Below are 23,881 nucleotides of genomic sequence, written 5' to 3'. Positions count from 1 at the left end.
GCGAAAGCCAACAGCCCTTTCCCTACACGTGAGGCGTCGGTTTCATGAAGCGAACGGCACAGACAGCCCCGGAAGACGAGGCCCCCGCCACCGCGCTCCCCTCACCGGCTGGCAACAAGAAGCGCGTCCTCGTCGTCGACGACTTCGATGACGCGCGGGAGATGTACGCCGAGTACCTGGAGTTCGTCGGCTTCGAGGTGGACACCGCCCGCAACGGCGTGGAGGCGGTGGAGAAGGCCCAGGACGGCGAGCCGGACATCATCCTGATGGACCTGTCCCTGCCCATCATGGACGGCTGGGAGGCCACGCGCCTCATCAAGCAGGACTCGCGCACGCGGGACATCCCCGTCATGGCGCTCACCGGCCACGTGCTCGCCGGCAACGCCGAGCATGCGAAGGAGGCCGGTGCCGACGAGTTCGTCGCCAAGCCGTGCCTGCCTCAGGACCTGGAGAACAAGATCCGCAACATGCTCAAGCCCAGCAAGGTCCGCGGCAAGGGCGGGCAGGGGAGCTGATCCACCGGACATCCGCACTGCCCGCCACCGGACATTCGGGGGCCCTCTGTTCCGCGCAGGGCCATTCGGCACGCCCGGCCCGTTGACCCCTGGCGGACGGATGCATACGCACCGGGTGTGGGCACCCCCGCCGCCTCTCCTCCGTCGCCAGACGCGTGGACTCCTCCGCAGGAGTTCGACGAGTACCGCCTCGTGCGGCCCATCGGCCGGGGGCGCACGGGCCGGGTGTACCTCGCCCACGACACGCTGCTCGAGCGCCCGGTGGCGGTGAAGTTCATCCCCGCGCTCGGCCCCAATGCCCTGGCTCGCTTCCTCGTGGAGGCCCGCGCCGCCGCCCGCATCCAGCACCCCAACGTCGTCACCCTCTACCGGGTGGGACAGCTGGAGGAGCAGCCCTACCTCGTCTCCGAGTTCATCCGGGGCGTCAGCCTGGACCGGCTCTCCAAGCCCCAGCCCTGGGAGCGGGTGCTGGGCATGGGGCGCGACCTGGCGCGGGGCCTGAGCGCCGCCCACCGGCGTGGGGTGCTCCACCGCGACATCAAGCCCGGCAACGCGGTGCTCACCGAGAGCGGCGAGGTGAAGCTGCTCGACTTCGGGCTCGCGAAGCTGCTGGACGAGGCCGCCGAGCCGGCCGACGCCCCCGCCCGCGCCGGCGCCGAGCCTCCCAAGCTGCCGGACGACCTGGACCCGGACGCCAGCCCCAACCTCGGCGCCCGCTCGCTGGACGGCGTCTTCCTGCCCTCGCTGCCCAGCGGCGCGCTGGTGGGCACGCCCTACTACATGTCCCCGGAGGCCTGGGCCGGCGAGGAGCTCACGGCCCGCAGCGACGTGTACTCGCTGGGCATCGTCCTCTACGAGCTGTGCGCGGGCCGGGGCCCCTTCCGGGACGTGTCCTGGCGCGACCTGCCCCGGGTGGTGAGAGAGCAGGACGCGCGCCCGCTCGCCGAGGCCGCGCCCGGCGTGGACGCCGCCTTCGCGGCCGTCATCGACCGCTGTCTGCGCCGCGAGCCCACCGAGCGCTACGCCTCCGCCGCGCAGCTCCTCGACGCGCTGGAGGGGCTGACGCGCGAGGAGACGCCGGCGGACGTGCCCGAGGGCAACCCCTATCGGGGCCTTCAGGCCTTCGAGGCGGAGCACCGGGCCGTCTTCTTCGGCCGGCGGCGCGAGCAGCGCGCGGTGCTGGAGCGGCTGCGCGCGGAGCCCTTCCTGCTCATCGCCGGTGACTCGGGCGTGGGCAAGTCCTCGCTGTGCCTCGCCGGCATCCTCCCGGCGGTGGCGGAGGGCGCGCTGGAGGACGGGCGCCGCTGGCACACCGCGCGGCTGGTGCCGGGCCGCCGTCCCATGTCGGCGCTGGCCGCCGCGCTCGCCCCGCTCATGCAGGAGGCGGAGGAGCCCCTGGCCGAGGCACTGCGCAACGAGCCCACGTCCCTCGTGCGCCGGCTGCGCGCGAGGCTGGGCGCCCGCGAGGCCCTCCTCCTCTACGTGGACCAGCTCGAGGAGTTGGTGACGCTGGCCTCGCCGGTGGAGGCGGCGCTCGCGGGACAGGCGCTGGGCAGCCTCGCGGAAGGGGCCACGGGGGTGCGCCTGCTGGCCACCGGCCGCAGCGACTTCCTCACCCGTCTCACCGCGGTGCCGGGCCTGGGCGCGGAGGTGCCGCGCGCGTTGTACCTCCTGCGCGCCCTCACGCCCGAGGAGACGCGCGAGGCGGTGACGGGCCCCGCCCGGGTGAAGGGCGTGGCCTTCGAGTCCGAGGCCCTCGTGGACGCGCTCGTCGCCTCCACCACCGCCGCCGACGGTGGCCTGCCGCTGCTCCAGTTCGCGCTGGCGGAGCTGTGGGAGGCGCGCGACGCGACGGCCCGGGTGATTACCCAGGCGGCGCTGGACTCGCTGGGCGGCGTGGCCGGGGCGCTGGCGCGGCACGCGGACGCGGCGGTGGCGCGGCTGCTCCCGGACCAGCGCGTGGCGGCGCGTGGCGTGCTGCTGCGGCTCGTCACAGTGGACGGCACCCGCGCGCGCAAGACGGACCGGGAGCTGGTGGGGGACGACGCGCGCTACCGTGCCGCGGTGGAGGCCCTGGTGCACGCGCGCCTGCTGGTGGCGCGCGAGGCGCAGGAGGACACCTCGTACGAGCTGGCCCACGAGGCGCTCCTGTCCGGCTGGGGCACGCTGGCGCGCTGGCTGGCGGAGGCCGCCGAGCGCCGCGAGGTGCAGGCCCGGCTGGAGGCCGCCGCGGCGCACTGGGAGAAGCTGGGCCACGCGCGCGAGGCGCTATGGGGCCCGCGCCAGCTCGCGGAGACGAAGCCGCTGGACCCCGCCGAGCTCACCCGCCGCGAGCTGGACTTCCTCCGGGCCTCCCGCCGCACGGTGGTGCGCAGCCGGCGCATGCGGCACGTGCTGGCCGCGGGCTTCGTCCTGTCGCTGGCGCTCGTCTACGGCGGCCTGCGCCTGCGCGAGCGCTGGGGCCTGGACCGGCAGGTGAGCGCGGAGCTCCAGGAGGCCGCGCTCGCCCTGCGCAACGTGGGCCGGGCGCGCGAGGCGCTCGGCTCCGAGCGCGCCGAGGCCTTCCGCCTCTACACCAGCGGCCGCAAGGCGGACGCGGACAAGCTGTGGGGCCGCTCGGGCACGCAGGCGGCGCGGGTGCGCCAGCAGTACGACGCGGTGGCGGGGAAGCTGGAGCACGCGCTGTCGCTGGCCCCGGGCCGCCCCGACGTGCGCGACGCGCTGGCGGACTTCCTCTACGAGCGGGCGCTGTGGGCCGAGCAGGACGGCGACACCGAGACGCTCTCCACGCTGCTGCAGCGCATGCGGCTGTATGACCCCGCTGGCACGCGCTGGCGGCGGTGGAACGCGCCCGCGCGCCTCACGCTGGAGACGTCCACCTCCGGCGCCCAGGTGGAGCTGCGGCCCCTGACTCGCGACGCGCAGGGCCGCGAGCAGCCGGGAGAGCCGCTGACGCTCGCCGGAGGCCCCTGGCTGGACGTGCCGGTGCCGCCGGGGCTCTACCAACTGTCGTTGCGCGCGCTGGGCCACGAGCCGGTGGCGCAGCCCGTGCTGCTGCGGCGCGGGGAGTCCCGGCGGCTGCACGTGCCGCTGCCGCGCGCGGGCACGGTGCCGGAGGGCTTCGTCTTCGTGCCTCCGGGTGAGGTGCGCTTCGGCAGCTCGGCCGAGGCCAGCGTGCGCGAGTTCTTCAACGCGGTGCCGCTGCACGCCGTGGAGGTGCCGGGCTTCCTCATCGCCCGCCACGAGGTGACGTACGCGGACTGGCTGCGCTTCGTGGAGGCGCTGCCCGCCGAGGAGCGCGTCCGGCGCCTGCCCCGCGTGGCCACCGGCGGGTACGCGGGGATGCTCGCGCTGGAGCGGGTGGACGGTACCTGGCGGCTGCGCTTCCAGCCTGGCGGCGAGCCCTACGTGGCGCGCGCTGGAGAGAAGCTGCGGTACGCCCGGCGCGACCGGCGCGAGGAGCAGGACTGGCTGCGCTTCCCCGTCAGCGGCATCACCTTCGCGGACGCGGAGGCGTACGCGGCGTGGCTCGCCACCCGCGGCGGCGTGCCCGGGGCGCGGCTGTGCTCGGAGCTGGAGTGGGAGCGCGCGGCCCGAGGCGTGGACGGGCGCGAGTACCCGCACGGCGACACGCTGGCCCCGGACGACGCCAACATCGACACCACCTACGGCAAGCAGCCCGGCGGCTTCGGCCCGGACGAGGTGGGCAGCCACCCCGCGTCGCGCAGCCCCTTCGGCGTGGACGACCTGGCCGGCAACGTCTGGGAGTGGACGCGCTCGTGGCTGGAGCCGGGCAAGGCGGTGGCGCGCGGCGGCAGCTTCGCCTTCGCGGCCACCTCGGCGCGCTCCACCAACCGGGAGCTGCCGGAGCCCTCGCTGCGCGACGTGACGGTGGGCCTGCGCGTGTGCGCCGACCCGCCGGCCGCCACGCCTTGAGCGCCTGGCTGGCGGCTCACACGTACCGAGAACCCACACCGACACCACGTCCTACTGGACGATGGAACCCCGGGGTCTGCCCTGCCATGCCAGTTCATTGGTGACGGGTGGACGATGCAAGTGTCCGTCGGCGTGCGCGCAACTTGCGCGACTTCGTGTCACTGCGAACCTTGAGGAGCGCAGGACGGGGTCGGGTCGGTGGGGAGGTCGGGTCATGGGCGCGAGGCACGTGGTGCAGGCGGTGGTTGCCGCCTGGGGGCTGGTGGGGTGTGCGGGTGGGGTGGCGGAGCCCGAGGAGTCCACGTTCCAGTCTCGCGTGGCGGAGCTGGCCTCGCCGAACGGCCGCAACCTGAACGGCCGCAATCTCAACGGCCGCAACCTCAATGGCACCGAGCTGGGCCAGCCGCTCGTCTCGGTGAACTTCGCGGGCGTGCAGACCGCGACCTCGGTGGACGAGCCGCTCGTCTCGGTGTGGCTGCAGGGCAGCGTCCTCCACGGCTTCGACGGGAGCCGCACGGTGTCCGGCCAGGACTTCGTGGGCGCGCGCTTCGTCGGCAACCTCGGTGACGGCACCCAGGTGGCCCTGCGCGTGGACGGCATCCAGCCCGGCCAGGACGCGGACGCGGACGTGTGGTCCTACCGCGTCTCCTACTTCGACATGACGGCCGGCGCGTGGAAGCCGGCGTGCGCGGCCGATGATGGCTCCGCGCTCGGCGCCATTCCCGTCGCGGGCCGGTGGAACTACGCGCAGGGCGTGGCGGGCGGCGGCTCGCATCTCGACGACTCCACCGTCTTCACCTTCGCGTGCGAGGGCGCGGCCATCGCCAAGTGCGTGCGCTTCGGCTACCGCCCCTGGGCGACGACGGCGGACGGCCGCGGTCTCGCGGAGTACCACCAGGCCTGCACGCGCATGGTGCGCGCGGACTTCTGCGGGGACGGCACCTCGTACACGCAGGACGGCAACTGGGTGAACCTCTACGACGGCGTCGGCGTGCAGGAGGATTCCGAGACGTGGCTGACGGAGGCCGAGTGGGACGCCAACGGGGCCCGCTGCTTCACCTCGTCGACGCGCGCGTCCGCGCCGGTCAGCTGCCCGGGCAGGGAGGTGCTGACCGACTGCGGCCAGCGCTCACACTTCAAGACGGGCACCCTCCTCATGAGCGAGGTGCCGCAGAGCACGCCGTAGTCCGCTGGCGGAGTCCGTCGTCATCTCACGGGCGCTCCCGCTCCTGACGCAGGTCAGGGACGGTGAGCGCCCGCTCGCATGTCTGCCCCTCTTCCCTGCGGCGGAAAAGGCGGGCCTTCCGGGTGTGAAATGACTGCATCGGCGGCTAGCCGGGGCAGGGGACCGACACCATGGTTAGCCGGCTCGCCTGGACCGTGGGGCGGGGCGGGCAGACGACGGGAGAGGCGCCGTGAGACGAGCGCGGATGACTGGGAGGACACGGAGCCGGGGGCTCGGGCTGCTGTTGGCGGTGGCCTGTACCGCGGCCGGTTGCAAGAAGGGCTCGGAGGACGCGGCGGCGGCACAGGCCGTCGAGCCCGTGGTGTCGCTCGGGGCGGAGAACGTGGCCCGCGTGGAGATGCGGGAGTTGCAGTCCGGTCCCGGCATCTCCGGCACGCTGCAGGCGCGCACGGCGGCCGCGGTGCGCGCGGAGGTGGGCGGCACCATCCTCGGCATCAAGGCCGAGCAGGGCCAGGAGGTGAAGAAGGGCCAGGAGCTGGCGCGCATCGAGGACGCCACCCTCAGGGACCAGCTCATCGCGGCCCGCACGGCGGCGCGCACCGCCGCGAGCGCGCTGCGGGTGGCCCAGGCCGAGCAGGAGCGCAGCGCGAAGCTGGCGAAGGCCGGCGTCATCACCCCGAGAGACCTCGAGCGCGCGCAGCTCGGCGTGGCCCAGGCGGAAGGGCAGCTCGCGGAGGCCCGCTCGCGGCTGGCCCTGGCGCAGGAGCAGCTCGGCCGCGCGCGAATCGTCGCGCCCTTCGACGGCGTGGTGAGCGAGCGCCAGGCGAACGCCGGTGACGTGGTGCAGCCCGGCGCGCCCCTCTTCACCATCGTCGACCCGCGCACCCTGCGGCTGGAGGCCTCCGTGCCCGCCGCGGTGCTGGAGCAGGTGAAGGTGGACACGCCCGTGGAGTTCCAGGTGACGGGCTATGGCGACCGCACCTTCAGCGGCAAGGTGGAGCGCATCAACCCCGTGGTGGACCCGGCCACAGGTCAGGTCCGCATCTACGTGGCCATTCCCAACATGGACCTCCAGCTGCTGGCGGGCCTCTTCGCGGAGGGGCGCGTGGCCTCGCAGGCGCGGCAGGCGCTCGCGGTACCGGTGGACGCCGTGGATGACGCCAACGGCCAGCCCTCCGTGCTGCGCATCCAGGACGAGCGCGTGAAGCGCGTGCCCGTCACCGTCGGGCTGACGGACGCCGTCGAGCAGCAGGTGGAGGTTCGCTCCGGACTGCGGGCCGGGGACGTGGTGGTGCTCGGCTCGGCCCGAGACACGGTGGGCGAGGGCTCGCGCGTGAAGGTGGAGCCGCCGCGCCCCGGCTCGAAGCCCGTGGAGTCGGAGGGGCCGGGCGTGGGCGGCTCGGAGGCCCCGCCGCGGCAGCAGCAGCCCGCGACGGGCGCGCAGGCGCCCCAGGGACCGCGGGGCGGTCCTTCCGCGCAGCAACCCCAGGCGCCCGCGCCGCAACAGCAGGGGGCCGGCGGGGGCGCGACGTCCCCGGCGCCCTGAGGCCGCTTCGTTCCATCGCTTCGTGCCGGGAGTCACCCCGTGTTCATTTCGGATTTCGCCATCAAGAAGCCCATCGTCACCATCACCGCGATGGTGGCGCTGGTCGTCTTCGGCCTCGTGGCCCTGGGGCTGCTGGAGACGGACGAGTTTCCGGAGGTCCAGCCGCCCGTCGTCAGCGTCAGCATCGTCTACCCGGGCGCCTCACCTGAGACGGTGGAGCGCGAAATCGTCGAGCCCATCGAGGACGCCATCTTCGCCATCAGCGGCGTGGACCCGGACGAGACGACGGCCACGGCGACCGATGGCCTCGCCACCTTCACGGTGTTCTTCGAGTTCGAGAAGGACATCCAGGAGGCCTCGCAGGACATCCGCGACGCCATCTCCAGCAAGCGGGCGGACCTGCCGCAGGAGATGGAGGAGCCCATCCTCACGCGGTTCGACCCGGCGGACCAGCCCATCGTCTCGCTGACGCTGACGTCGGAGCAGCTCGACGTGGCCGCGCTGTCGCGCGTGGCGGACCCGCTGGTGGTGGGCGAGCTGCGCTCGGTGCCGGGCGTGGCCCAAGCGGACGTGGTGGGCGACGTCGAGCGGGAGATGACGGTGCAGCTCAAGCCCCAGGCGCTCCAGGCCGCGGGCCTGTCGGTGGCGGAGGTGGTGGGCGCGCTGCAGGCGCAGAACCTGGCGGCACCGGTGGGCCGCATCAACTCGCGGCTGGAGGAGTCCTCCATCCGCCTCAAGGGCCGCCTGGAGACGGTGGAGCAGTTCCGCGACATGGTGGTGGCCACGCGCAACGGGCAGGCCATCCGGCTGGGGCAGGTGGCGGACGTCTTCGTGGGCGCGGAGGAGCCGCGCACGCTGGCGCTCTATGACGGCGCGCAGGCGGTGGGCATCGACGTGCTGAAGGCCAAGGGCTACAGCACCACCGAGGTGGCGGACGCGGTGCGCGCGCGCGTGGAGACGCTGCAGCAGCGGCTGCCCGCGGGCGTGAAGCTGGCCATCGTCCGCGACGCGGGTGTCCGCGTGGAGGCCGCGGTGCACAACGTGCAGTCGGCGCTGGTGGAGGGCGCGCTGCTCACGGTGCTGGTGGTCTTCATCTTCCTCAACTCGTGGCGCTCCACGGTCATCACCGGGCTGGCGCTGCCGGTGAGCGTGCTCGCGGCCTTCGTCAGCGTCTGGGCGTTCGGCTTCACGCTCAACACCATGTCGCTGCTCGGCCTGACGCTGGCCATCGGCATCCTCATCGACGACGCCATCGTGGTGCGAGAGAACATCGTCCGCCATGTGGAGATGGGGAAGGACCACTACACGGCGTCGCGCGAGGGCACCTCGGAAATCGGGCTCGCGGTGTCGGCGACGACATTCTCCATCGTCGCGGTGTTCGTGCCGGTGGCCTTCATGTACGGGGAGGCGGGACAGTGGTTCAAGCCGTTCGCCCTGACGATTGCGTGCGCGGTGCTGGTGTCGCTGTTCGTGTCCTTCTCGCTGGACCCGATGCTGAGCGCGTACTGGCCGGACCCGCAGATTGAGCAGGGCGCGCGGCGCGGCTTCATCTCGCGGGTGCTGGCGCGCTTCAATCACTGGTTCGACCGGCAGGCGGAGCGCTACAAGCGCGTCATCGCCTGGGCGCTGGACCACCGGCTGGCCATGGTGCTGGTGGCCATCTTCTCGCTGGTGGGCGCGCTGGGCCTGCAGGCCACGGTGGGCGGCGCGGGCTTCGTGCCGGTGAGCGACCGCGCGGAGGTGGAGGTGCTGGTGGAGACGCCGCCGGGCTCCAACCTGGAGTACACGCGGCGCAAGGTGGAGGAGGTGGTGCGCATCGCCAAGGCGCACCCGGAGGTGGCCTACACCTACAGCACCATTGGCGTGCCGCTGCCGCTGAGCGCGCCGGGCGTGGACCAGGCGCTGGTGTACGTGAGGCTCACGCCCAAGGCGGAGCGCGACGTGAGCCAGGACGAGCTGGGCCGCGTCTTCCGCAACGAATTGAATGCCATTGGCGGCGCCAGGGTGTCCGTCTTCACGTCGGGCTTCGGCGGCGCCATCAAGCAGATCCAGATGCAGCTGCGGGGGCCGGACCAGCGGGTGCTCACGCAGCTGGCGGAGCAGGTGCGCAAGGAGATGGAGCAGGTGCCCGGGGCGGTGGACGTGGGGCTGTCCACGCGCGGGCAGCGGCCGGAGCTGGAGGTGGACCTGAACCGCGGGCTCGCGGGGCAGCTCGGGGTAACGGCGGGACAGGTGGCCCAGGTGCTGCGGCCGGCCTTCGCGGGCCTGGACGTGGGAGACTGGGTGGACCCCATCGGCGAGACGCGGGACGTGATGGTCCGGCTCGCGCCCGAGGCGCGGGACAACCCGAACGACCTGTCGCAGCTGCCCATCCTCGTGGGCGGAGCGCCGGGAGGCGCGCCGCGGCTGGTGCCGCTGGGACAGGTGGCGGACATCCGCCAGACGCTGGGGCCGGCGCAGGTCACCCACCTGGACCGGGAGCGCGTCATCAACATCCAGGCGAACGTGCAGGGGCGCTCGCTGTCCGAGGTGATGACGGACGTGCAGGAGCGGGTGGCACGGGTGCAGCTGCCGGCGGGCTACACGCTGACGACGGGCGGCGAGTCCAAGGACCAGGCGGAGGTCTTCACGCGGGTGTTCATCGCGCTCGGGATGGCGGTGATGCTGATGTACCTCATCCTGGTCATGCAGTTCGGCTCGTTCCTGGACCCGCTGGCGATTCTCCTGTCGTTGCCGCTGTCGCTCATCGGCGTGGTGCTGGCGCTGGTCATCACCGGCGACACGCTCAACATCATGAGCCTCATCGGCGTCATCCTGCTGATGGGCATCGTCGCGAAGAACGCCATCCTCCTCATCGACTTCGCCAAGTGGTCGCACGAGAAGGGCATGCCGCTGCGCGAGGCGCTCATCGAGGCGGGACGCATCCGCCTGCGGCCCATCATCATGACGACGCTGGCGCTGGTGGCGGGCATGATTCCGGTGGCCATTGGCGCGGGCGAGGGCGGCGACTTCCGCGCGCCGCTGGGCCGCGCGGTGATTGGCGGCACCATTACGTCCACGCTGCTGACGCTGCTGGTGATTCCCACGGTGTACGAAATCCTGGTGGACGGCCGCAACTGGATGAGCCGCAAGCTGCGCAAGGTCTTCCACATGCGTCCGCCTCAGGAGCACGGCCACGGGCCCCACGGGGGTGGCGGAGAGCCCCGCCCGGTGCCCCAGGCTCGCCAGGACTGAGCGGCGGGGGCGTCAGGTCGCGCCCCCGCGACGCGTCTCAACGCCAGACCCTGACAAAGGATTCTGGACGATGGGATGGGCCACGGACGCGCTTCGTGCACTGGAACGCGGTGAGCAGGTGACGGTACGCCCCAGGGGCGGCTCCATGCGAGGCCGCATCGAGGACGGGCAGCCGGTGACGCTGGGGCCGGTGGACCCGGCGGAGGTGGACACCGGGGACGTGGTGCTGGTGCGGTGGAAGGGTGGGGTGCTGCTGCACCTGGTGAAGCAGGCGACGAAGGACCGCGTGCTCATCGGCAATAACGTGGGCCGCATCAACGGGTGGGCGCTCCGGGAGGCCGTGGTGGGACGGCTCGTGAAGGTGCATCCACGCGGGTCCTGAGCGCGGTGTTGAACGTCTGTTCCTCAAGACGGTTGGCGGCTCGGGCGGAGGACTCTAGGGTCGGACGTTCCCGCTATGGCTTCCGTCCCGCTGCCTGAAGACCACCACCGACTCGTTACCGAGGCCCTGGCCGCGCTCGACATCCGCAACCTGGTGCTGAGCATCCACGACCCGAGCTTCCCCCAGTTGCCGGAGGAGGACCTCGGCTGGGGCTCGCCGTACTCGGAGGGCGCGGCGCGCTTCCTCGGCTTCGCGCGGGAGTTGGGCTTCAACGGCATCCAGCTGGGCCCGCAGGGACAGACCACCGAGTTCAACGCCTCGCCGTACGACGCCACGCTCTTCTCGCGCAACGTCCTCAACGTGTCGCTCGCGCGGCTGGAGGAGCCCGAGCCCTGGGGCGCGCTGCTGCCGCGAGGGCGCGTGGCCGCCGTCGCCGCGAGCCGCCCGAAAAGCGCCGACCCGGGCGAGCGTTACCGTCATGCGTTCCGAGCGCAGCTCGCGCTGTTGCACGAGGCGTGGGAGTCCTTCCGTCAGCGACGCGAAGACCCTGCCCTCCAGGAGCTGGCGGCGCGCTTCACCACCTTCCGGCAGCAGCACCACGCGTGGCTCCTGCGCGACGCCCTCTTCGACGTGCTGTGCGAGGAGAAGCACGAGCCGGACTGGCGGCGCTGGGCGGACTCGCTGGATGGGCGACTGTTCAGCCCCCGCCATGAGGAGGAGGAGGCCGCTGTCGTCGCGCGCCTCGTCGAGCTGCAGGCCCGGTACGCGGAGGCGCTGGAGCGCTACGCCTTCTTCCAGTTCCTCGTGCACGCGCAGCACCAGTCTCTGCGCGAGCGCGTGGTGGGCGGGAGGCTGAAGCTGTACGGCGACCTGCAGATTGGCTTCTCGCCGAAGGACACGTGGTCCTGGCAGGGCCTCTTCCTGCGTCGGTATCTCATGGGCGCGCCGCCCAGCCGCACCAACCCGGACGGCCAGCCGTGGAACTACCCGGTGCTGGACCCGGAGCAGTTCTTCGAGCCCGACTACGCGGGCGTGGCCGCGGGCCAGCGGGCCGGTCCGGTGCTGCGCTTCATGAACGCGCGCATGGACAAGATGCTCGGCGAGTACGACGGGCTGCGGCTGGACCACCCGCACGGATTGGTGTGCCCGTGGGTGTACCGCTCGGACGAGCCGGACGCGCTGTGGGCGGTGCAGCACGGGGCGCGCCTCTTCTCCTCGCCGGACCTGCCGGACCACCCGGACCTCGCGCGTTACGCGCTGGTGCACCCGGACCAACTGGACCGCACCGTGCCCCGGTACGCGGATGGCGAGGTGAAGTCGCTCACCCCCGAGCAGGTGCGCCGCTTCAGCGTCCTCTTCGACACGGTGGTGGGCGCGGCGAGGCGCAATGGAAGGGACTTGGGCGACCTGCTGGGCGAGGTGCTCAGCACGTTGCCGTATCCGCTGGAGCGCGTGCTGGCGCAGTACGGGCTGGGGCGCTTCCGGGTGACGCAGAAGGCGGACCTGAACAACCCGGCGGACGTGTACCGCAGCGAGAACGTGGCGCCCGAGGACTGGGTGATGGTGGGCAACCACGACACGAAGTCGCTGTGGCGGCTGGTGGGCGAGTGGCAGTGGCGCGGCACGCTGAAGGCGCAGGCGGATTATCTGGCGTGGCGCCTGTGCCCGGAGGAGTCGGAGCGCGAGGGCTTCGCGAGGAGGCTGGCGGAGGACCCGGGGAAGCTCGCGCAGGCGAAGCTGGCGGACCTGTTCGCGAGCCGAGCGCGCAACGTGATGGTGTTCTTCACGGACCTGATGGGGATGACGGAGACGTACAACACGCCCGGCACGGTGGACCCGAGGAACTGGTCCCTGCGCGTGCCCGAGGACTGGGCGCGCGAGTACCACGACCGGCTCCGGGGCGACGCGGCGCTGAACATGCCCGCGGCGCTGGCCATGGCCCTGCGGGCCCGGGGCACCGAGACCCGTGAGCGGCACCAGGCGCTGCTCGCGGGACTGGACCGGCTGGCGGAGACGCTGCGCGGCGCAAGTTAGTCCCTCCGCGTTCAGACCTTCCTGGGGAGTCCTCGTTCGTCCCACAACGCCTTGAGAAGCGTCGAGGGACGATGCCAGCCGTCGGAGCATTCCGCGTCGACTCTGACCACCGCGTCGACAGCGGCCCCCACGGCGCTGGGGGTGCGGCCAAGCTGGAGGGCGAGGTCCTCGATGGCTTCATCCCGCCCGAACCTGTTGTGGCGGAAGCGAAGATGTAGATCGATGGTGGCCTGGATATCCTCGGGCTTTCGGGTCCAGTTCATTCGCATTGGGGCCTCGTGGCAATACGGAAGGGAGAAACGCACCGGTCTCTCACCTCGCGGAACCCCGCCTGGCGTGCCCCGAATTCCGCGCGCTCCATCCTTTGCGGAACCCAGGCGCGGCCCGAGGCGGACCGCGCCACCCCCGCGAAGCCTCAGTGCTGCACGTCCACCACGAGCCGCGCCGGATCGCGCAGCTCCATGACGCGGAACTTGTTGGGCTTCTTGTTGCCGAGCACCCACGTCACCTCGCCCTCGAAGTCGCAGGTGCGCTCCAGCTCCAGGATGATGGGCAGGCCCGGCTTCATCTCGCGCTCGGCGACGGTGGCGCGGCCCTGGTCGTCGTGACCGCGCGCGGGCGTCAGCCGCACCTGGAGCCAGCCCTGGCCCGCCACCGGCGTCGGGTCTCCCGAGCCGCACTGGATGATGGGCTTGTCCACGTACTCCAGCGCGTAGCCGGGGAGCTGCATCCCCTCGAACTCGAACACCACGCGGTCGTAGTCCGCGTGCTGCCCCGCGCGCACCGAGCGCAGCGTCACCGACTTCCCCGGGCGGCGCTTCAGCTCCACGTTGCGAGCGGTCCACTCACGGTTCTTCAGGTCCTCCGGAGGCAGGTCCGCCGCGTTCGCCGGTGCGGGAGCGGGAGCGGGAGCCGGAGCTTGCGCCGTATCCCCCTGGGGAGCCTCGTCCCCGGTCCGCACGGGAGCCCCCGTGCCGCCATCGGCGGGGACCACGACATGCACGGGCGGGTTGGCGGCGGCCTCGCCCTCCCGGGGGATGGTGCCCTCGGGAGGACGCGTCGGCTGGGCGGGCGAGTCCTCCGGCGCGGGAAGCTCCGCGGCGGGGTGGGGCGGAGGTGGCTCCTCCTTCTTGCACCCCGCGACTCCGATGCACCCCACCAGCAACAGCGACGTCAGCCCGCGTCCAGAGCGCTTCATCGTGCCTCTCCTCGCGGCCCGCTCGGTCCGGGCCGGCGGCCACCCTCTCGCACGAGCGGCGCCCGGGTTCCAGTGCCACGGCGTGGAAGCGGGACCTTCCGCTCTCGGCGACGCGGAAGGGGCCCGGCACACCCCATGCCCTACTCCGCGGAAGCCGGCAGGAGCACGTCGAGGTCCGTGTTGGCCAGGAAGCGCACGAGCACCCCGTCAATCTTCCGCACGCCGTTCTCCACCACGGTGGGCTTGTCGTGGAAGATGTTGTTCCAGGTGAAGTCGGCCAGGGCCTGCTCGGCGCCCGCGGACCAGCTGCCGTCCATCGGTCCGTCGTAGTACCCGAGCCGGCGCAGCGAGCGCTTCATGAACCGCGCCGTGTCCCTGTCCAGCACCACGAGGTCCGCCGCGTACGGCGGCGCAATCCCCGCCTGATGCCGGATGAGCTGCACCTCCAAATCCCGCAGCGCCGTCATGCTCCCATGGACGGTGGCCTCGGCGAGCACATGCGTGTAGGGCGCGGACGCGCTCGTGTTGTTCCACACGCGGATGACGCCGGAGCGCTCGCCGTTTTTGTCCCCGCCCACGCGGGCGCCCGCCTTGAGCGAGGCGAGCATCCGCTGCGGCAGGCTGCCCCGGGTCTGCTGGAAGCCCTGCACCATGGCGTCGCAGATGCTCCCGACGGTCATGTTGTTGGCCTGGACCACGAAGGTGCTGCCCTTGACGGCGCAGGTGAAGGGGTTGGCCTCCGAGCCGGTGCGCTGGCCCACCGTCACCGTGCCGTCCGGGTGCAGCTTCACCGCGGCGAACTGGCGGATGGAGCCCTCCGGGTCCACGGCCAGCACGTTGTCGATGGCGGCCTGGGGCGCCTCGCCCTTGTCGATGCGCGCGATGATGGCGTTCGCGTCATCCACCGAGGGCACCGACATGGAGGCCACCGCGACGTCCGGGCGCCCGTACGGCACCAGCCCGCTGGCGCCGCTGGGGAAGGTGATGACCGCCATGCCGCAGGACTTCTCCACCGGGTCGCACGCGATGATGGCGCGCGTGCCGAAGAGGCGCGTGTTGATGGGGCGGTCCGCCGCGGCCGCCGAGGAGGACGCCACCAGCAACGACGAGAGGACCAGCAGGCTTCGCTTGAGGAGCTTCATGGTCTGACCTCGTGACGAGGGTCTCCCGTGCGGCGCGCGCGGAGTCCGCGTGGCCGTGGGGTTGCCCTCGGGAGTGTGGGTGTTGGACATGAAACGCCGGGAGCCAGCCGTTGCTGCTCCGACTACCGGCGCTGTCGTTCCGGAAAACGACGGTCTGTTCCGGGCATATCGGGGACGGGAGGACGGGACAGTCACCGGAGACAGACGCGGAAGCCCCACCGGTCCACGGAGGGCCCGATGGCCCGGGTGCCCCCCGCACGACGGTCCGACGGGCGGGAAGTCACCTTCCGGAAAATTGAAGCGGCGGCACCTCGGCGAGCCAATGCAAATGGATGAGACAGGGAGGGGCGTGCCGCGGTTATGGTGCGCGCCCGGCCGCAGTCCGCGTGGCCACCCTCAACGCGACCGAACCGGAGAGCAACACCTCATGGCAATCGACCTCACCTCCCTTCCCCGCCCCGCTCGGGATGACAGCACCGTGGGCACCATGGCGCGGGGTCTCGTCGGCAGCGAGATCCTGAAAATCGCCGCGCAAATCCGGGAGCTCGTCGCCAAAGGCCAGAAGGTGTGCAACCTGACGGTGGGCGACTTCGCTCCGAAGGAGTTCCCCATTCCGGACGGGCTGCGGCAGAACATCGCCACCGCGCTCCAGGCCGGGGAGACGAACTACCCCCCGTCCGACGGCGTGCTGGACCTGCGCCAGTCGGTGCAGCGCTTCTACGAGCGCGCGCTCGGCCTGAAGTACCCGCTGGAGGGCATCGTCATCGCTGGCGGCGCCCGCCCCATCATCTACGGCACCTACCGCGCCGTGCTGGACGAGGGCGACACGGTCGTCTACCCGGTGCCCTCGTGGAACAACAACCACTACGCATACATGCTGGGCGCCAAGAGCGTGGTGGTGACGACGGACGCCGCGCACGGCTTCATGCCCACGGTGGAGCAACTTGCGCCCCACCTGCCCTCCGCGCGGCTGCTATGCCTGTGCAGCCCGCTCAACCCCACCGGCACCATGATTTCGCCGGACGCGCTGGCCGCCATCTGCGAGCGCGTCGTCGCGGAGAACCGCGAGCGTGAGAAGCGCGGCCAGAAGCCGCTCATCCTCATGTACGACCAGATTTACTGGGTGCTGAGCTTCGGTGGGGTGAAGCACGTGACGCCCGTGGAGCTGGTGCCCGAGGTGGCGAAGTACACCGTCTTCGTGGACGGCATCTCCAAGGCCTTCGCCTCCACCGGCGTGCGCGTGGGCTGGGGCGTGGGCCCGCCGACCATCATCGCCCGCATGCGCGACGTGCTGGGCCACGTGGGCGCCTGGGCCCCCAAGGCCGAGCAGGTCGCCGTGGCCCGCTACCTCGACGACACGCAGGCCACCGAGTCCTTCCTCCAGGTCATGCGCCAGCGCGTGGACGAGCGGCTGGAGGCGCTGCACCGAGGCTTCACGCGGATGCGTGAGGCGGGGCTGCCCGTGCAGCACATCGCCCCGCAGGGCGCCATCTACCTGTCCGTGCGCTTCGACCTGGTGGGCAAGGGCGGCCTGAAGACGAACGACGACATCCGCAAGCTCCTGCTGGAGAAGGCGAGCTTCGCGGTGGTGCCCTTCCAGGCCTTCGGCCTGTCCGAGGACACCGGCTGGTTCCGCCTGTCCGTGGGCGCCACCTCGGTGAAGGAAATCGAGGAGGCCCTGCCCCGCGTGGAGGCCGCCTTGCGCGAGGCGCTCGCCGCCGCGAAGTAGCTCCTCCGACCCGCGGCCCCGCCGGTGTACCGGTGGGGCCGCCCCCACACGCTCCGTCCGCCCGTGCGACTCCGGGCGGCGGAGAACGTTCGCTGGACAAGGAACCCGGGAATACACTGCACGGGGCCGGGTTCGTCCAACCACGCGCCCGGCCGGGGCCCAGGCCTCCAGGCATCCTTCAACAGGCGCGACCTTCACCCATGCTCAAGCGATTCATGGATGTCCGGGACGAGGAGGTGGGGGCGGTCCTCTGGTCGTTCCTCTACTTCTTCACGCTCATGTGCGGCTACGCCATCCTCCGGCCCATCCGCACGGAGCTGGGCACGGCGGGCAGCGTGAAGGACCTGCCGGAGCTGTACACCGCCACCTTCCTGGTGATGCTGGCGGTGGTGCCGGCCTTCTCCGCCCTGGTGGCGCGCTGGCCGCGGCGCGTCGTCATCCCGCGCGTCTACCGCTTCTTCCTGCTCTGCCTGCTGGCGATGTTCGCGCTGCTGAAGCTGGAAGTGGCGCCCGTGCTGGTGTCGCGCGTCTTCTTCGTGTGGCTGAGCGTCTACAACCTCTTCGTCGTCTCCATCTTCTGGAGCTTCATGTCGGACGTCTTCGCCAGCGGCCAGGGCAAGCGTCTGTTCGGCTTCATCGCGGCGGGAGGCACCACGGGCATGCTCCTGGGGCCCTTCCTGGTGGGACGGCTGGCCAAGCCCCTGGGCCCGGTGAACCTCATCCTCATCTCCGTGGTGCTGCTGGAGGTGAGCGCGCAGTGCGTGCGCCAGCTGTCGCGCTGGGCCCATGACGTGCAACACCAGCCGCCGGTGGCGGAGGGGCCGGTGGGCGGCGGCGTGCTCGCGGGGCTGCGGCTGCTGCTCACGTCGCCGTTCCTGCTGGCGCTGGGCCTCCAGGTGTTCCTCTACGCGGCCACGTCCACGTTCATCAACTTCCAGGAAGTGCGGCTCGTGGCGGAGGTGGGCAAGGACGCCGCGCACCGCACGGCGCTGTTCGGCGACATCGACTTCTACGTGCAGCTGGCGACGCTGGCGGTGCAGGCCTTCGTGACGGGGCGCTTCATCTCCAAGCTGGGGCTGGGCGCGGCCATGGCGGTGGCGCCGGTGCTCACCATGCTGGGCTTCCTCGGGCTGGCGGCGGCGCCGCTCCTGGTGGTGCTCATCCTCTTCAAGGCGGTGCGCGGCGCGAGCCACTACGCGCTGGAGCGGCCGTCGCGCGAAATCCTCTTCACCACGGTGGACCGCGAGGCCCGCTACAAGTCGAAGAGCTTCATCGACACGGTGGTGTACCGCGGCAGCGATACGGTGAGCGGCTGGCTGCAGGAGGGGCTGAAGGCGCTCGGCATGAGCATGACGGGCCTGTCGCTGACGGCGGTGCCGCTGGCGGGGTTGTGGCTCGCGGTGTCGCTGTACCTCGCGCGGCACCAGCGGCGGCAGACGCCAGGCGCTCCGGCCACGCTGGAGCCCGCGGTTCCCGATAATGTCCCGGCCCGCTGAGGCATCACGAGGCCGGCACGCAGTCCTTCCAGAAGGCAGGAGGAAACACGGCATGAAGCTGTCCCGCAGGGGAGTGATTCAGGGAGCGGCCGCGGTGGGCTCGCTCTGGGCCATGGGGTGTGCGTCGACGGGCACGTCCGGCAATGGGAGCACCACGGGCGCCGCGGCCCAGGCCGAGAAGCTGCCGCCTCCGGGCAAGCCGCAGAACATCCTCATCCTGGGCGGCACCAGCTTCCTGGGCCCGGCGCTGGTGGAGTTCGCGCGCTCGCGCGGGCACACGCTGACGCTCTTCAACCGTGGGAAGACGAACCCCAACATCTTCCCGGACGTGGAGAAGCTGCAGGGCAACCGCGACCCGAACAGGGACAACGGCCTGAAGGCGCTGGAGGGCCGCAAGTGGGACGCGGTGGTGGACACCTCCGGCTATGTGCCGCGCATGGTGAAGGCCTCCGCGGAGCTGCTGGCGCCCAACACGGAGCACTACGTCTTCGTCTCCTCCATCTCCGTCTACAAGGACCTGTCGAAGCCGGGCATCACCGAGGCGTCGCCGCTGGCCACGGTGGAGGACGAGACGACGGAGAAGGTGATGGAGCACTACGGCGCGCTGAAGGCGCTGTGCGAGAAGGCGGCGGAGACGGCGATGCCGGGCCGCGTGCTCAACATCCGCCCCGGCCTCATCGTCGGACCGGACGACCCGTCGGACCGCTTCACGTACTGGCCGGTGCGCGTGGCGCGCGGGGGCGAGGTGCTCGCCCCGGGTGACGGGCAGGACCCCATCCAGTTCATCGACGCGCGAGACCTGGCGCGGTTCATCATCCTCGGTGTGGAGCGCCGCGCCACGGGCATCTACAACGCCACGGGCCCGAACAAGCCGGTGCTGATGAAGGACTTCCTGGAGCAGAACAAGCAGGTCATCGGCGGCGACGCGCGCTTCACGTGGGTGGACACGGCCTTCCTGGAGAAGCAGAAGGTGTCGCCGTGGACGGACCTGCCGGCGTGGATGCCGCGCACGGGTGAAGAGGGTGGGCTGGGGATGGTGAACGTCGACAAGGCGCTGGCCGCGGGCCTCACCTTCCGGCCGACGGCGGAGACCATCCGGGACACGCTGGCGTGGTTCAAGACGCTGCCGCCCGAGCGCCAGGCGAAGATGGACGCCGGCATCACCGCGGAGCGGGAGAAGGAAGTGCTCGCCGCGTGGCACGCGGAGAAGGGCACCGCGAAGGCGGGCTGAGGCCCTCAGGCGCGGATGACGGTGACGGGGAGGCCCGAAGGCGTCCGGGCCTCCTCGGCGCGCGTGCGCTCGGCGATGGGAGGCTGGCCGCTCCGGCGGTCGAAGAGCACGAGCCAGCCGCCCCGCTGCCCGAGCCCTTGGAGGTAGCCGTCGAGCTGGGTGAGTCCCTCGGGCAACGGGTCGGGCTCCCTGTCGCGCCAGACCTTGATTTCGATGGCGAGGGTGTCCGGTCCGTGGCGCACGCACAGGTCCATGCGTCCCCGGCCGATGGCGTACTCGCGCTCGATGGAGCCGCCGCCGTTGACCACCCGGTGCAGGAAGGCCATCAGCACCAGGTGGGGCGCAATCTCGTGGTAGGGCGCGGTGGCCAGCAGCGGCTCGCCGTGCTGGCGCCAGAATGCGAGGAAGGCGTCGCGCAGGCGCTCCGTGTCCAGGCGTCCGTCCGGCTTCAGCCAGGAGGGCTGGATGGAGGGGAGGGTGGCCCGCGTGCCGGACGCGAGGAATCCGACGATGACCTCGCGGTAGATGGGGTTGGCGACCTCGAGCGTGCCCTCCGGGTTCCGGCGAAGCAGGCCCAGGTCGATGGCGAAGCGTCTGTCATCCTCGGGCACGTCACCCAACAGCTCGCCCGCGAGCATGGGCTCCAGGATGGCGCGGATGCGTGGCTCGCGCAGGCGCTCCGCGAGGCTGTCCAGGTGTGTCTCCTGGCGCTGGATGAGGATGGCCTTCGCGCGCTCGATGTCCGCGCGGCGGACGGGCTGCGCCGTGTCGGTGACGAGCTCTTCGACGGTGACCTTGGCCAGGGCGTTGACGAGCCAGGGCTGACCCTGGGTGAGCGCGAAGGCGAGGGCGAGGGCCTCGGGCTCGAAGCGCTGGCCCGTGTCCGCGGTGTGCTGGGCGTAGAGCTCGGCCACCTCCTCCTCCGTGAAGTCGCGCATCGTGAGGGAGCGGACCTTGATGTTGAAGGGGCTGGAGCTGGCCAGGTGGTCACTCCCGCTGGAGGTCACCTTGTAGTCGCGCACGTCGCGCAGGCCGATGAGCGCGAGCGAGGAGGGGAAGTGTCCCGGGCGGTTGCGGTAACCGTCGCGGAGCTGGCGAAGCACGGAGATCAGCACGTCGTCGCGAAGTGCGTCGATTTCGTCCAGGAAGACGACCACCGGTTTGCGCGCGGTCTCGGACCAGGACGCGAGGGCCGTGGCGATACGACTCCCGGGAGGTGCTTCGGGAAAAGGCGGTGGCTGCAGCTCGGTGGGGAGCTGTGCTCGCATCGCGCCGCGCCAGCTCTGGAGGATGGCCGCCTCGGCGGCACCGATGTCCTGTGGGAAGCCGGCCCCCACCTCCATGGAGACCAGGGCCGCCACATAACGCCCCTCGGAGGTGAGCTCCTGGGCGAGCGAGAGCAGCGCGGTCGTCTTGCCCACCTGCCTGGGTGCGTGAACGACGAAGTAGCCCTGCTGGTCGATCAACCGCTGGACCTCGGGCAGCCGCCGCAAGGCGGGGAGCATGTAGTGGTTGGCCGGGTTGCACGGACCGGCGGTGTTGAACCAGCGAGCCATGAGGGCAAGCTACTACCATCCACCGCTTCGCGACGCCCGAACGCCCGCGCGCTGTCTCCTGGGCCTCCTGCCCACCCCCCGTGTCCTTGCGCCCGGGCGCGCAGGTTTGGCAGGACGAGGGGGCGGCACGGCTCCTCGTGCGGAGGGCCCCTGTCGCCGCGAGGGAGCGACGATGACGTCCGACATGAAGAGCCCGGTCCCCCTGCCCGGAGCGCGCGGCGTCGCCGTGCTGCTGTCCCTGGCGATGGCGGCGTGTGGTGGCAAGGAGGTGAAGCCCGGCCCCGGCGCCAGCGACTGTGCGCCGCTGCGGCTGGAGCGCGGCGTGGACCTCGACGGCTTCCGCGTGGACCGCTTCACCTGGCGCGACACCGACTGCCGGCCCCGCTCGGCCGCGCTGGTGCGCAACGACGCCAGGGACCCCGCCGGGTGGAACGGCGGCTACCTGCGCCGCTACACCTACGAGGCCGCCGGTGCCCAGCGCACCTGTGACGGCGGCAGGGCCGAGGTCCCCGGCTGGGGCATGGTCGTCTGTCACATCCACGAAGGCAGCACCTGGGGCAACTGGACCGAGGGCGTGCGAGGCACCTGGCGCACCGTCTTCGAGGGCCGCCACCACGCCGTGCACGAGTTCCGCTGGCCGCTCCCCCTCGAGGGCCACATCGTCAACGTGACGGTGCACTACCTCTTCGCCACCGGCCGCAGCCACCCGCTGTATGCGATTACGCACGATGCCTCGGGGGCTCCCGCGGATGCCCTCAACGCCGACGTGCGCTCGCCCTACGGAGACCTGCTCTTCGACGGCAACGCCTACTCCGAAATCGCCGGCCTCGGCTGGGGAGACCGCCACCGCTTCGTGACGCTGTCCTCCCCCGTGACGATGTCGAGCGGCTGGGACTACCGCGAGCCCAACGTCGTCCCCTACACCCGCATGTGGACGGCCTCCCCGGACGCGGAGATGGGCGTGGTGCAGACGCAGACGTGGGCCCAGAAGCCCGCCGGCGGCTACTGGGCCTACTCGACCTGGGGCCAGCGCGACGAGGACGGCCCCATGCCCCAGGACTGGAACTGGACGTACCAGCTCAACCAGTACGAATTGCCCACCACCACCCGCTCGCACCGCATGGCGTGGGGCAGCAACTACGGCGCGGTGGGCAAGCGCCAGTACCCCCGCTACGGCGACGACGCCAACCTCTCCGGCTACCCGTACCAGAGCTACTCGGTGTTCATGGTGCTGGACCCGCACACCGAGGACCCGGTGATGAAGCAGGCCGCGGAGGTGGAGGCCTGGCAGGGCATCCGGCTGACGGCCACCGAGGGCACCGTCATCACCCGGGGCCCCGGCGGCGTGGGGCGCACCGACGCCGTCGCCTATGACGTGCCCGGCTACAACCCCGTCTACGCCACATGGGAGGCCCAGGCCGCCTCCAACCGCGCGACGCTGCGCTTCGAGGCCGGCACCCGCACGCTCACCCACCCCGTGGTGGTGCTCCGCGGCTACACCGCTTCCGACGCCCCCACCCGCGTCACGCTGGACGGCAAGTCCCTGAAGGCGGACGTGGACTACTTCGCCTCCGTGGACGAGGCCGGTGACGCCCTCTGGCTCACCCTCGACCGCGAGCTGACCGGCACCGCGACGCTGCGCGTGGAGTAGCCCCCGGGCCTTTCGAGCCCGCAAAGCAACGGGGGATGCCCCGATGACCTCGGAGCACCCCCCGGATATGACCCATTCTCGGGCTCGCTCTCCCCCTCTGGCGAGCGTGACCCCGGGTCCCCCTGCCGCAGACGGCACCGCCCCCGCGGTACCGCCCTCCTACCCGCCCTTGAGGTTTCCGGAGGGCCTTGGACCCCTCCAGCGAAACACTCGAAAAATGTGGCACCCCCCAAGGTGCCTGCTACGGCCCCACCCGGACTGAGTCCCGGGCGAGCCGCGGCTCCCCCTTCTCTCCTCCGGACAGCTCCCAGGACACCGCGGGGCGCGAGAGCGCCCTCAGCCGTGCCAACGTCCGGGCCCATCCAAAGGTTTGCGGGCGCATCGTCGCCACCCGCGTCACGTCTTCCATTGCTTCACGGAGCGAACCCGTGACGGTCGACCTCGCGAGCACCGCCAGCTGCATCCGCTTCGCCCCCGCGAAGCACGCCAGCTCCGGTACCGCGATTCCCCCTACGTCCCCCTCGACCGCTTCGTCCCGCTCCGCCCGGGCCTGACGCCCGGGTCTGCAAGCCGTGGCCCCTGTGTTTCCGCGCGTCACTTCGGTGAGCCTCATGTTTTCCCCCGAAAACCCCTGGCCCGACCCATGCGCGACGCGTGACATCTACGTCCCCCTCCCGCACTGTGCGTACGGTTGTTCCCCCTTGCCGCCGGGCGCTGTTGGCGACTGGCGACAAGGGCATACTGGCCCAGGTGCCGGAACGAGTTTTCCTCTGTCGCGCCAAACGCTTGCGCGAAGACGCCAGCGTGCGCGGGGCCGCCATGCGGGGGCGGGAGGCTCCGGCCGACCTCCCGCTGCAACCGACCCGTTGCATTGGGGACGGGCCCGGGCGCATGTGAATGGGCTGGACGTGGACTCTCCTCGGCGGGCCGGAGGGCAGGCGGGCGTGATGGGTAGGGACAGGCGGGGCTCGGCCATGTCAGCCTGACGCGATAGGGGAGGTGGTTCCGCCGCGCGCCAGGGGAATGACCTGGGACGTGGGTGGAG

15 protein-coding genes are annotated in these 23,881 nt (G+C 71.6%); 11 read left to right on the top strand and 4 right to left on the bottom strand.

All coding sequences use genetic code 11. The features are described 5' to 3' along the window. Nucleotides 1-44: 44 nt before the first annotated feature. From HG543_RS33280 to HG543_RS33250, 7 genes are all read left to right on the top strand, one after another. Nucleotides 45-515, top strand: coding sequence for a response regulator (locus HG543_RS33280; protein ID WP_169348953.1), 471 nt, complete (start codon nt 45-47; stop codon nt 513-515). Between the two features lie 117 nt (nt 516-632). Further along, nucleotides 633-4,451 carry an nSTAND1 domain-containing NTPase gene (locus HG543_RS33275; RefSeq protein ID WP_169348952.1) on the top strand — a complete coding sequence of 1,273 codons (3,819 nt, stop codon included), beginning with the start codon at nt 633-635 and terminating at the stop codon, nt 4,449-4,451. A 214-nt stretch (nt 4,452-4,665) separates the two neighbouring features. After that, a complete protein-coding gene (locus tag HG543_RS33270) occupies nt 4,666-5,637 on the top strand; it encodes an ADYC domain-containing protein (RefSeq protein WP_169348951.1) in 972 nt (323 codons plus the stop codon). A 244-nt stretch (nt 5,638-5,881) separates the two neighbouring features. Further along, nucleotides 5,882-7,183, top strand: a complete 1,302-nt coding sequence (locus tag HG543_RS33265; protein WP_169348950.1) for an efflux RND transporter periplasmic adaptor subunit — start codon at nt 5,882-5,884, stop codon at nt 7,181-7,183. 39 nt (nt 7,184-7,222) lie between these two features. Beyond that, nucleotides 7,223-10,417, top strand: a complete 3,195-nt coding sequence (locus HG543_RS33260; protein ID WP_169348949.1) for an efflux RND transporter permease subunit — start codon at nt 7,223-7,225, stop codon at nt 10,415-10,417. Nucleotides 10,418-10,487: 70 nt separating this feature from the next. Next, nucleotides 10,488-10,799 carry a hypothetical protein gene (locus HG543_RS33255; protein ID WP_246357480.1) on the top strand — a complete coding sequence of 104 codons (312 nt, stop codon included), beginning with the start codon at nt 10,488-10,490 and terminating at the stop codon, nt 10,797-10,799. 75 nt (nt 10,800-10,874) lie between these two features. After that, nucleotides 10,875-12,833, top strand: a complete 1,959-nt coding sequence (locus HG543_RS33250) for a 4-alpha-glucanotransferase (RefSeq protein ID WP_169348948.1) — start codon at nt 10,875-10,877, stop codon at nt 12,831-12,833. Nucleotides 12,834-12,844: 11 nt separating this feature from the next. Here HG543_RS33250 and HG543_RS33245 read toward each other — a convergent pair whose 3' ends face one another. From HG543_RS33245 to HG543_RS33235, 3 genes are all read right to left on the bottom strand, one after another. Continuing rightward, nucleotides 12,845-13,096: a hypothetical protein gene (locus HG543_RS33245; protein ID WP_169348947.1), complete on the bottom strand. Its 252-nt coding sequence runs from the start codon at nt 13,094-13,096 to the stop codon at nt 12,845-12,847. 152 nt (nt 13,097-13,248) lie between these two features. After that, nucleotides 13,249-14,031, bottom strand: a complete 783-nt coding sequence (locus HG543_RS33240) for an AMIN-like domain-containing (lipo)protein (RefSeq protein WP_169348946.1) — start codon at nt 14,029-14,031, stop codon at nt 13,249-13,251. 140 nt (nt 14,032-14,171) lie between these two features. Next, nucleotides 14,172-15,173 (bottom strand): DUF1028 domain-containing protein, encoded by a 1,002-nt coding sequence (locus HG543_RS33235; protein ID WP_169348945.1) that lies wholly within the window; start codon nt 15,171-15,173, stop codon nt 14,172-14,174. Nucleotides 15,174-15,600: 427 nt separating this feature from the next. On the opposite strand from HG543_RS33235, the gene HG543_RS33230 reads away from it, so the two are divergent. The 3 genes from HG543_RS33230 to HG543_RS33220 all read left to right on the top strand — a co-directional run bounded on the left by HG543_RS33230 (nt 15,601) and on the right by HG543_RS33220 (nt 19,629). Next, nucleotides 15,601-16,902, top strand: coding sequence for a pyridoxal phosphate-dependent aminotransferase (locus HG543_RS33230; RefSeq protein WP_169348944.1), 1,302 nt, complete (start codon nt 15,601-15,603; stop codon nt 16,900-16,902). A gap of 200 nt (nt 16,903-17,102) precedes the next feature. Beyond that, nucleotides 17,103-18,398: an NTP/NDP exchange transporter gene (locus tag HG543_RS33225; protein WP_169348943.1), complete on the top strand. Its 1,296-nt coding sequence runs from the start codon at nt 17,103-17,105 to the stop codon at nt 18,396-18,398. A 52-nt stretch (nt 18,399-18,450) separates the two neighbouring features. Then, nucleotides 18,451-19,629 (top strand): SDR family oxidoreductase, encoded by a 1,179-nt coding sequence (locus HG543_RS33220; RefSeq protein WP_169348942.1) that lies wholly within the window; start codon nt 18,451-18,453, stop codon nt 19,627-19,629. A 5-nt stretch (nt 19,630-19,634) separates the two neighbouring features. Here HG543_RS33220 and HG543_RS33215 read toward each other — a convergent pair whose 3' ends face one another. Continuing rightward, nucleotides 19,635-21,185 carry an ATP-binding protein gene (locus tag HG543_RS33215; RefSeq protein ID WP_169348941.1) on the bottom strand — a complete coding sequence of 517 codons (1,551 nt, stop codon included), beginning with the start codon at nt 21,183-21,185 and terminating at the stop codon, nt 19,635-19,637. 184 nt (nt 21,186-21,369) lie between these two features. On the opposite strand from HG543_RS33215, the gene HG543_RS33210 reads away from it, so the two are divergent. Then, entirely contained in the window at nt 21,370-22,836 is a 1,467-nt protein-coding gene (locus HG543_RS33210) for a hypothetical protein (protein WP_246357479.1), read from the top strand. Nucleotides 22,837-23,881: the final 1,045 nt, after the last annotated feature.

Origin of the sequence: Pyxidicoccus fallax (assembly GCF_012933655.1) — a bacterium.
Taxonomy (GTDB): Bacteria; Myxococcota; Myxococcia; order Myxococcales; family Myxococcaceae; genus Myxococcus; species Myxococcus fallax.
This window is presented reverse-complemented; position numbering and strand designations above follow the sequence as displayed.

What these genes read in the sequence shown, in the direction of transcription:
- HG543_RS33280 (WP_169348953.1), top strand. Translation starts at nt 45, where the DNA reads ATGAAGCGAACGGCACAGACAGCCCCGGAAGACGAGGCCCCCGCCACC.
- HG543_RS33270 (WP_169348951.1), top strand. Translation starts at nt 4,666, where the DNA reads ATGGGCGCGAGGCACGTGGTGCAGGCGGTGGTTGCCGCCTGGGGGCTG.
- HG543_RS33265 (WP_169348950.1), top strand. Translation starts at nt 5,882, where the DNA reads ATGACTGGGAGGACACGGAGCCGGGGGCTCGGGCTGCTGTTGGCGGTG.
- HG543_RS33255 (WP_246357480.1), top strand. Translation starts at nt 10,488, where the DNA reads ATGGGATGGGCCACGGACGCGCTTCGTGCACTGGAACGCGGTGAGCAG.
- HG543_RS33250 (WP_169348948.1), top strand. Translation starts at nt 10,875, where the DNA reads ATGGCTTCCGTCCCGCTGCCTGAAGACCACCACCGACTCGTTACCGAG.
- HG543_RS33245 (WP_169348947.1), bottom strand. Translation starts at nt 13,096, where the DNA reads ATGAACTGGACCCGAAAGCCCGAGGATATCCAGGCCACCATCGATCTA.
- HG543_RS33240 (WP_169348946.1), bottom strand. Translation starts at nt 14,031, where the DNA reads ATGAAGCGCTCTGGACGCGGGCTGACGTCGCTGTTGCTGGTGGGGTGC.
- HG543_RS33235 (WP_169348945.1), bottom strand. Translation starts at nt 15,173, where the DNA reads ATGAAGCTCCTCAAGCGAAGCCTGCTGGTCCTCTCGTCGTTGCTGGTG.
- HG543_RS33230 (WP_169348944.1), top strand. Translation starts at nt 15,601, where the DNA reads ATGGCAATCGACCTCACCTCCCTTCCCCGCCCCGCTCGGGATGACAGC.
- HG543_RS33225 (WP_169348943.1), top strand. Translation starts at nt 17,103, where the DNA reads ATGCTCAAGCGATTCATGGATGTCCGGGACGAGGAGGTGGGGGCGGTC.
- HG543_RS33220 (WP_169348942.1), top strand. Translation starts at nt 18,451, where the DNA reads ATGAAGCTGTCCCGCAGGGGAGTGATTCAGGGAGCGGCCGCGGTGGGC.
- HG543_RS33215 (WP_169348941.1), bottom strand. Translation starts at nt 21,185, where the DNA reads ATGGCTCGCTGGTTCAACACCGCCGGTCCGTGCAACCCGGCCAACCAC.
- HG543_RS33210 (WP_246357479.1), top strand. Translation starts at nt 21,370, where the DNA reads ATGAAGAGCCCGGTCCCCCTGCCCGGAGCGCGCGGCGTCGCCGTGCTG.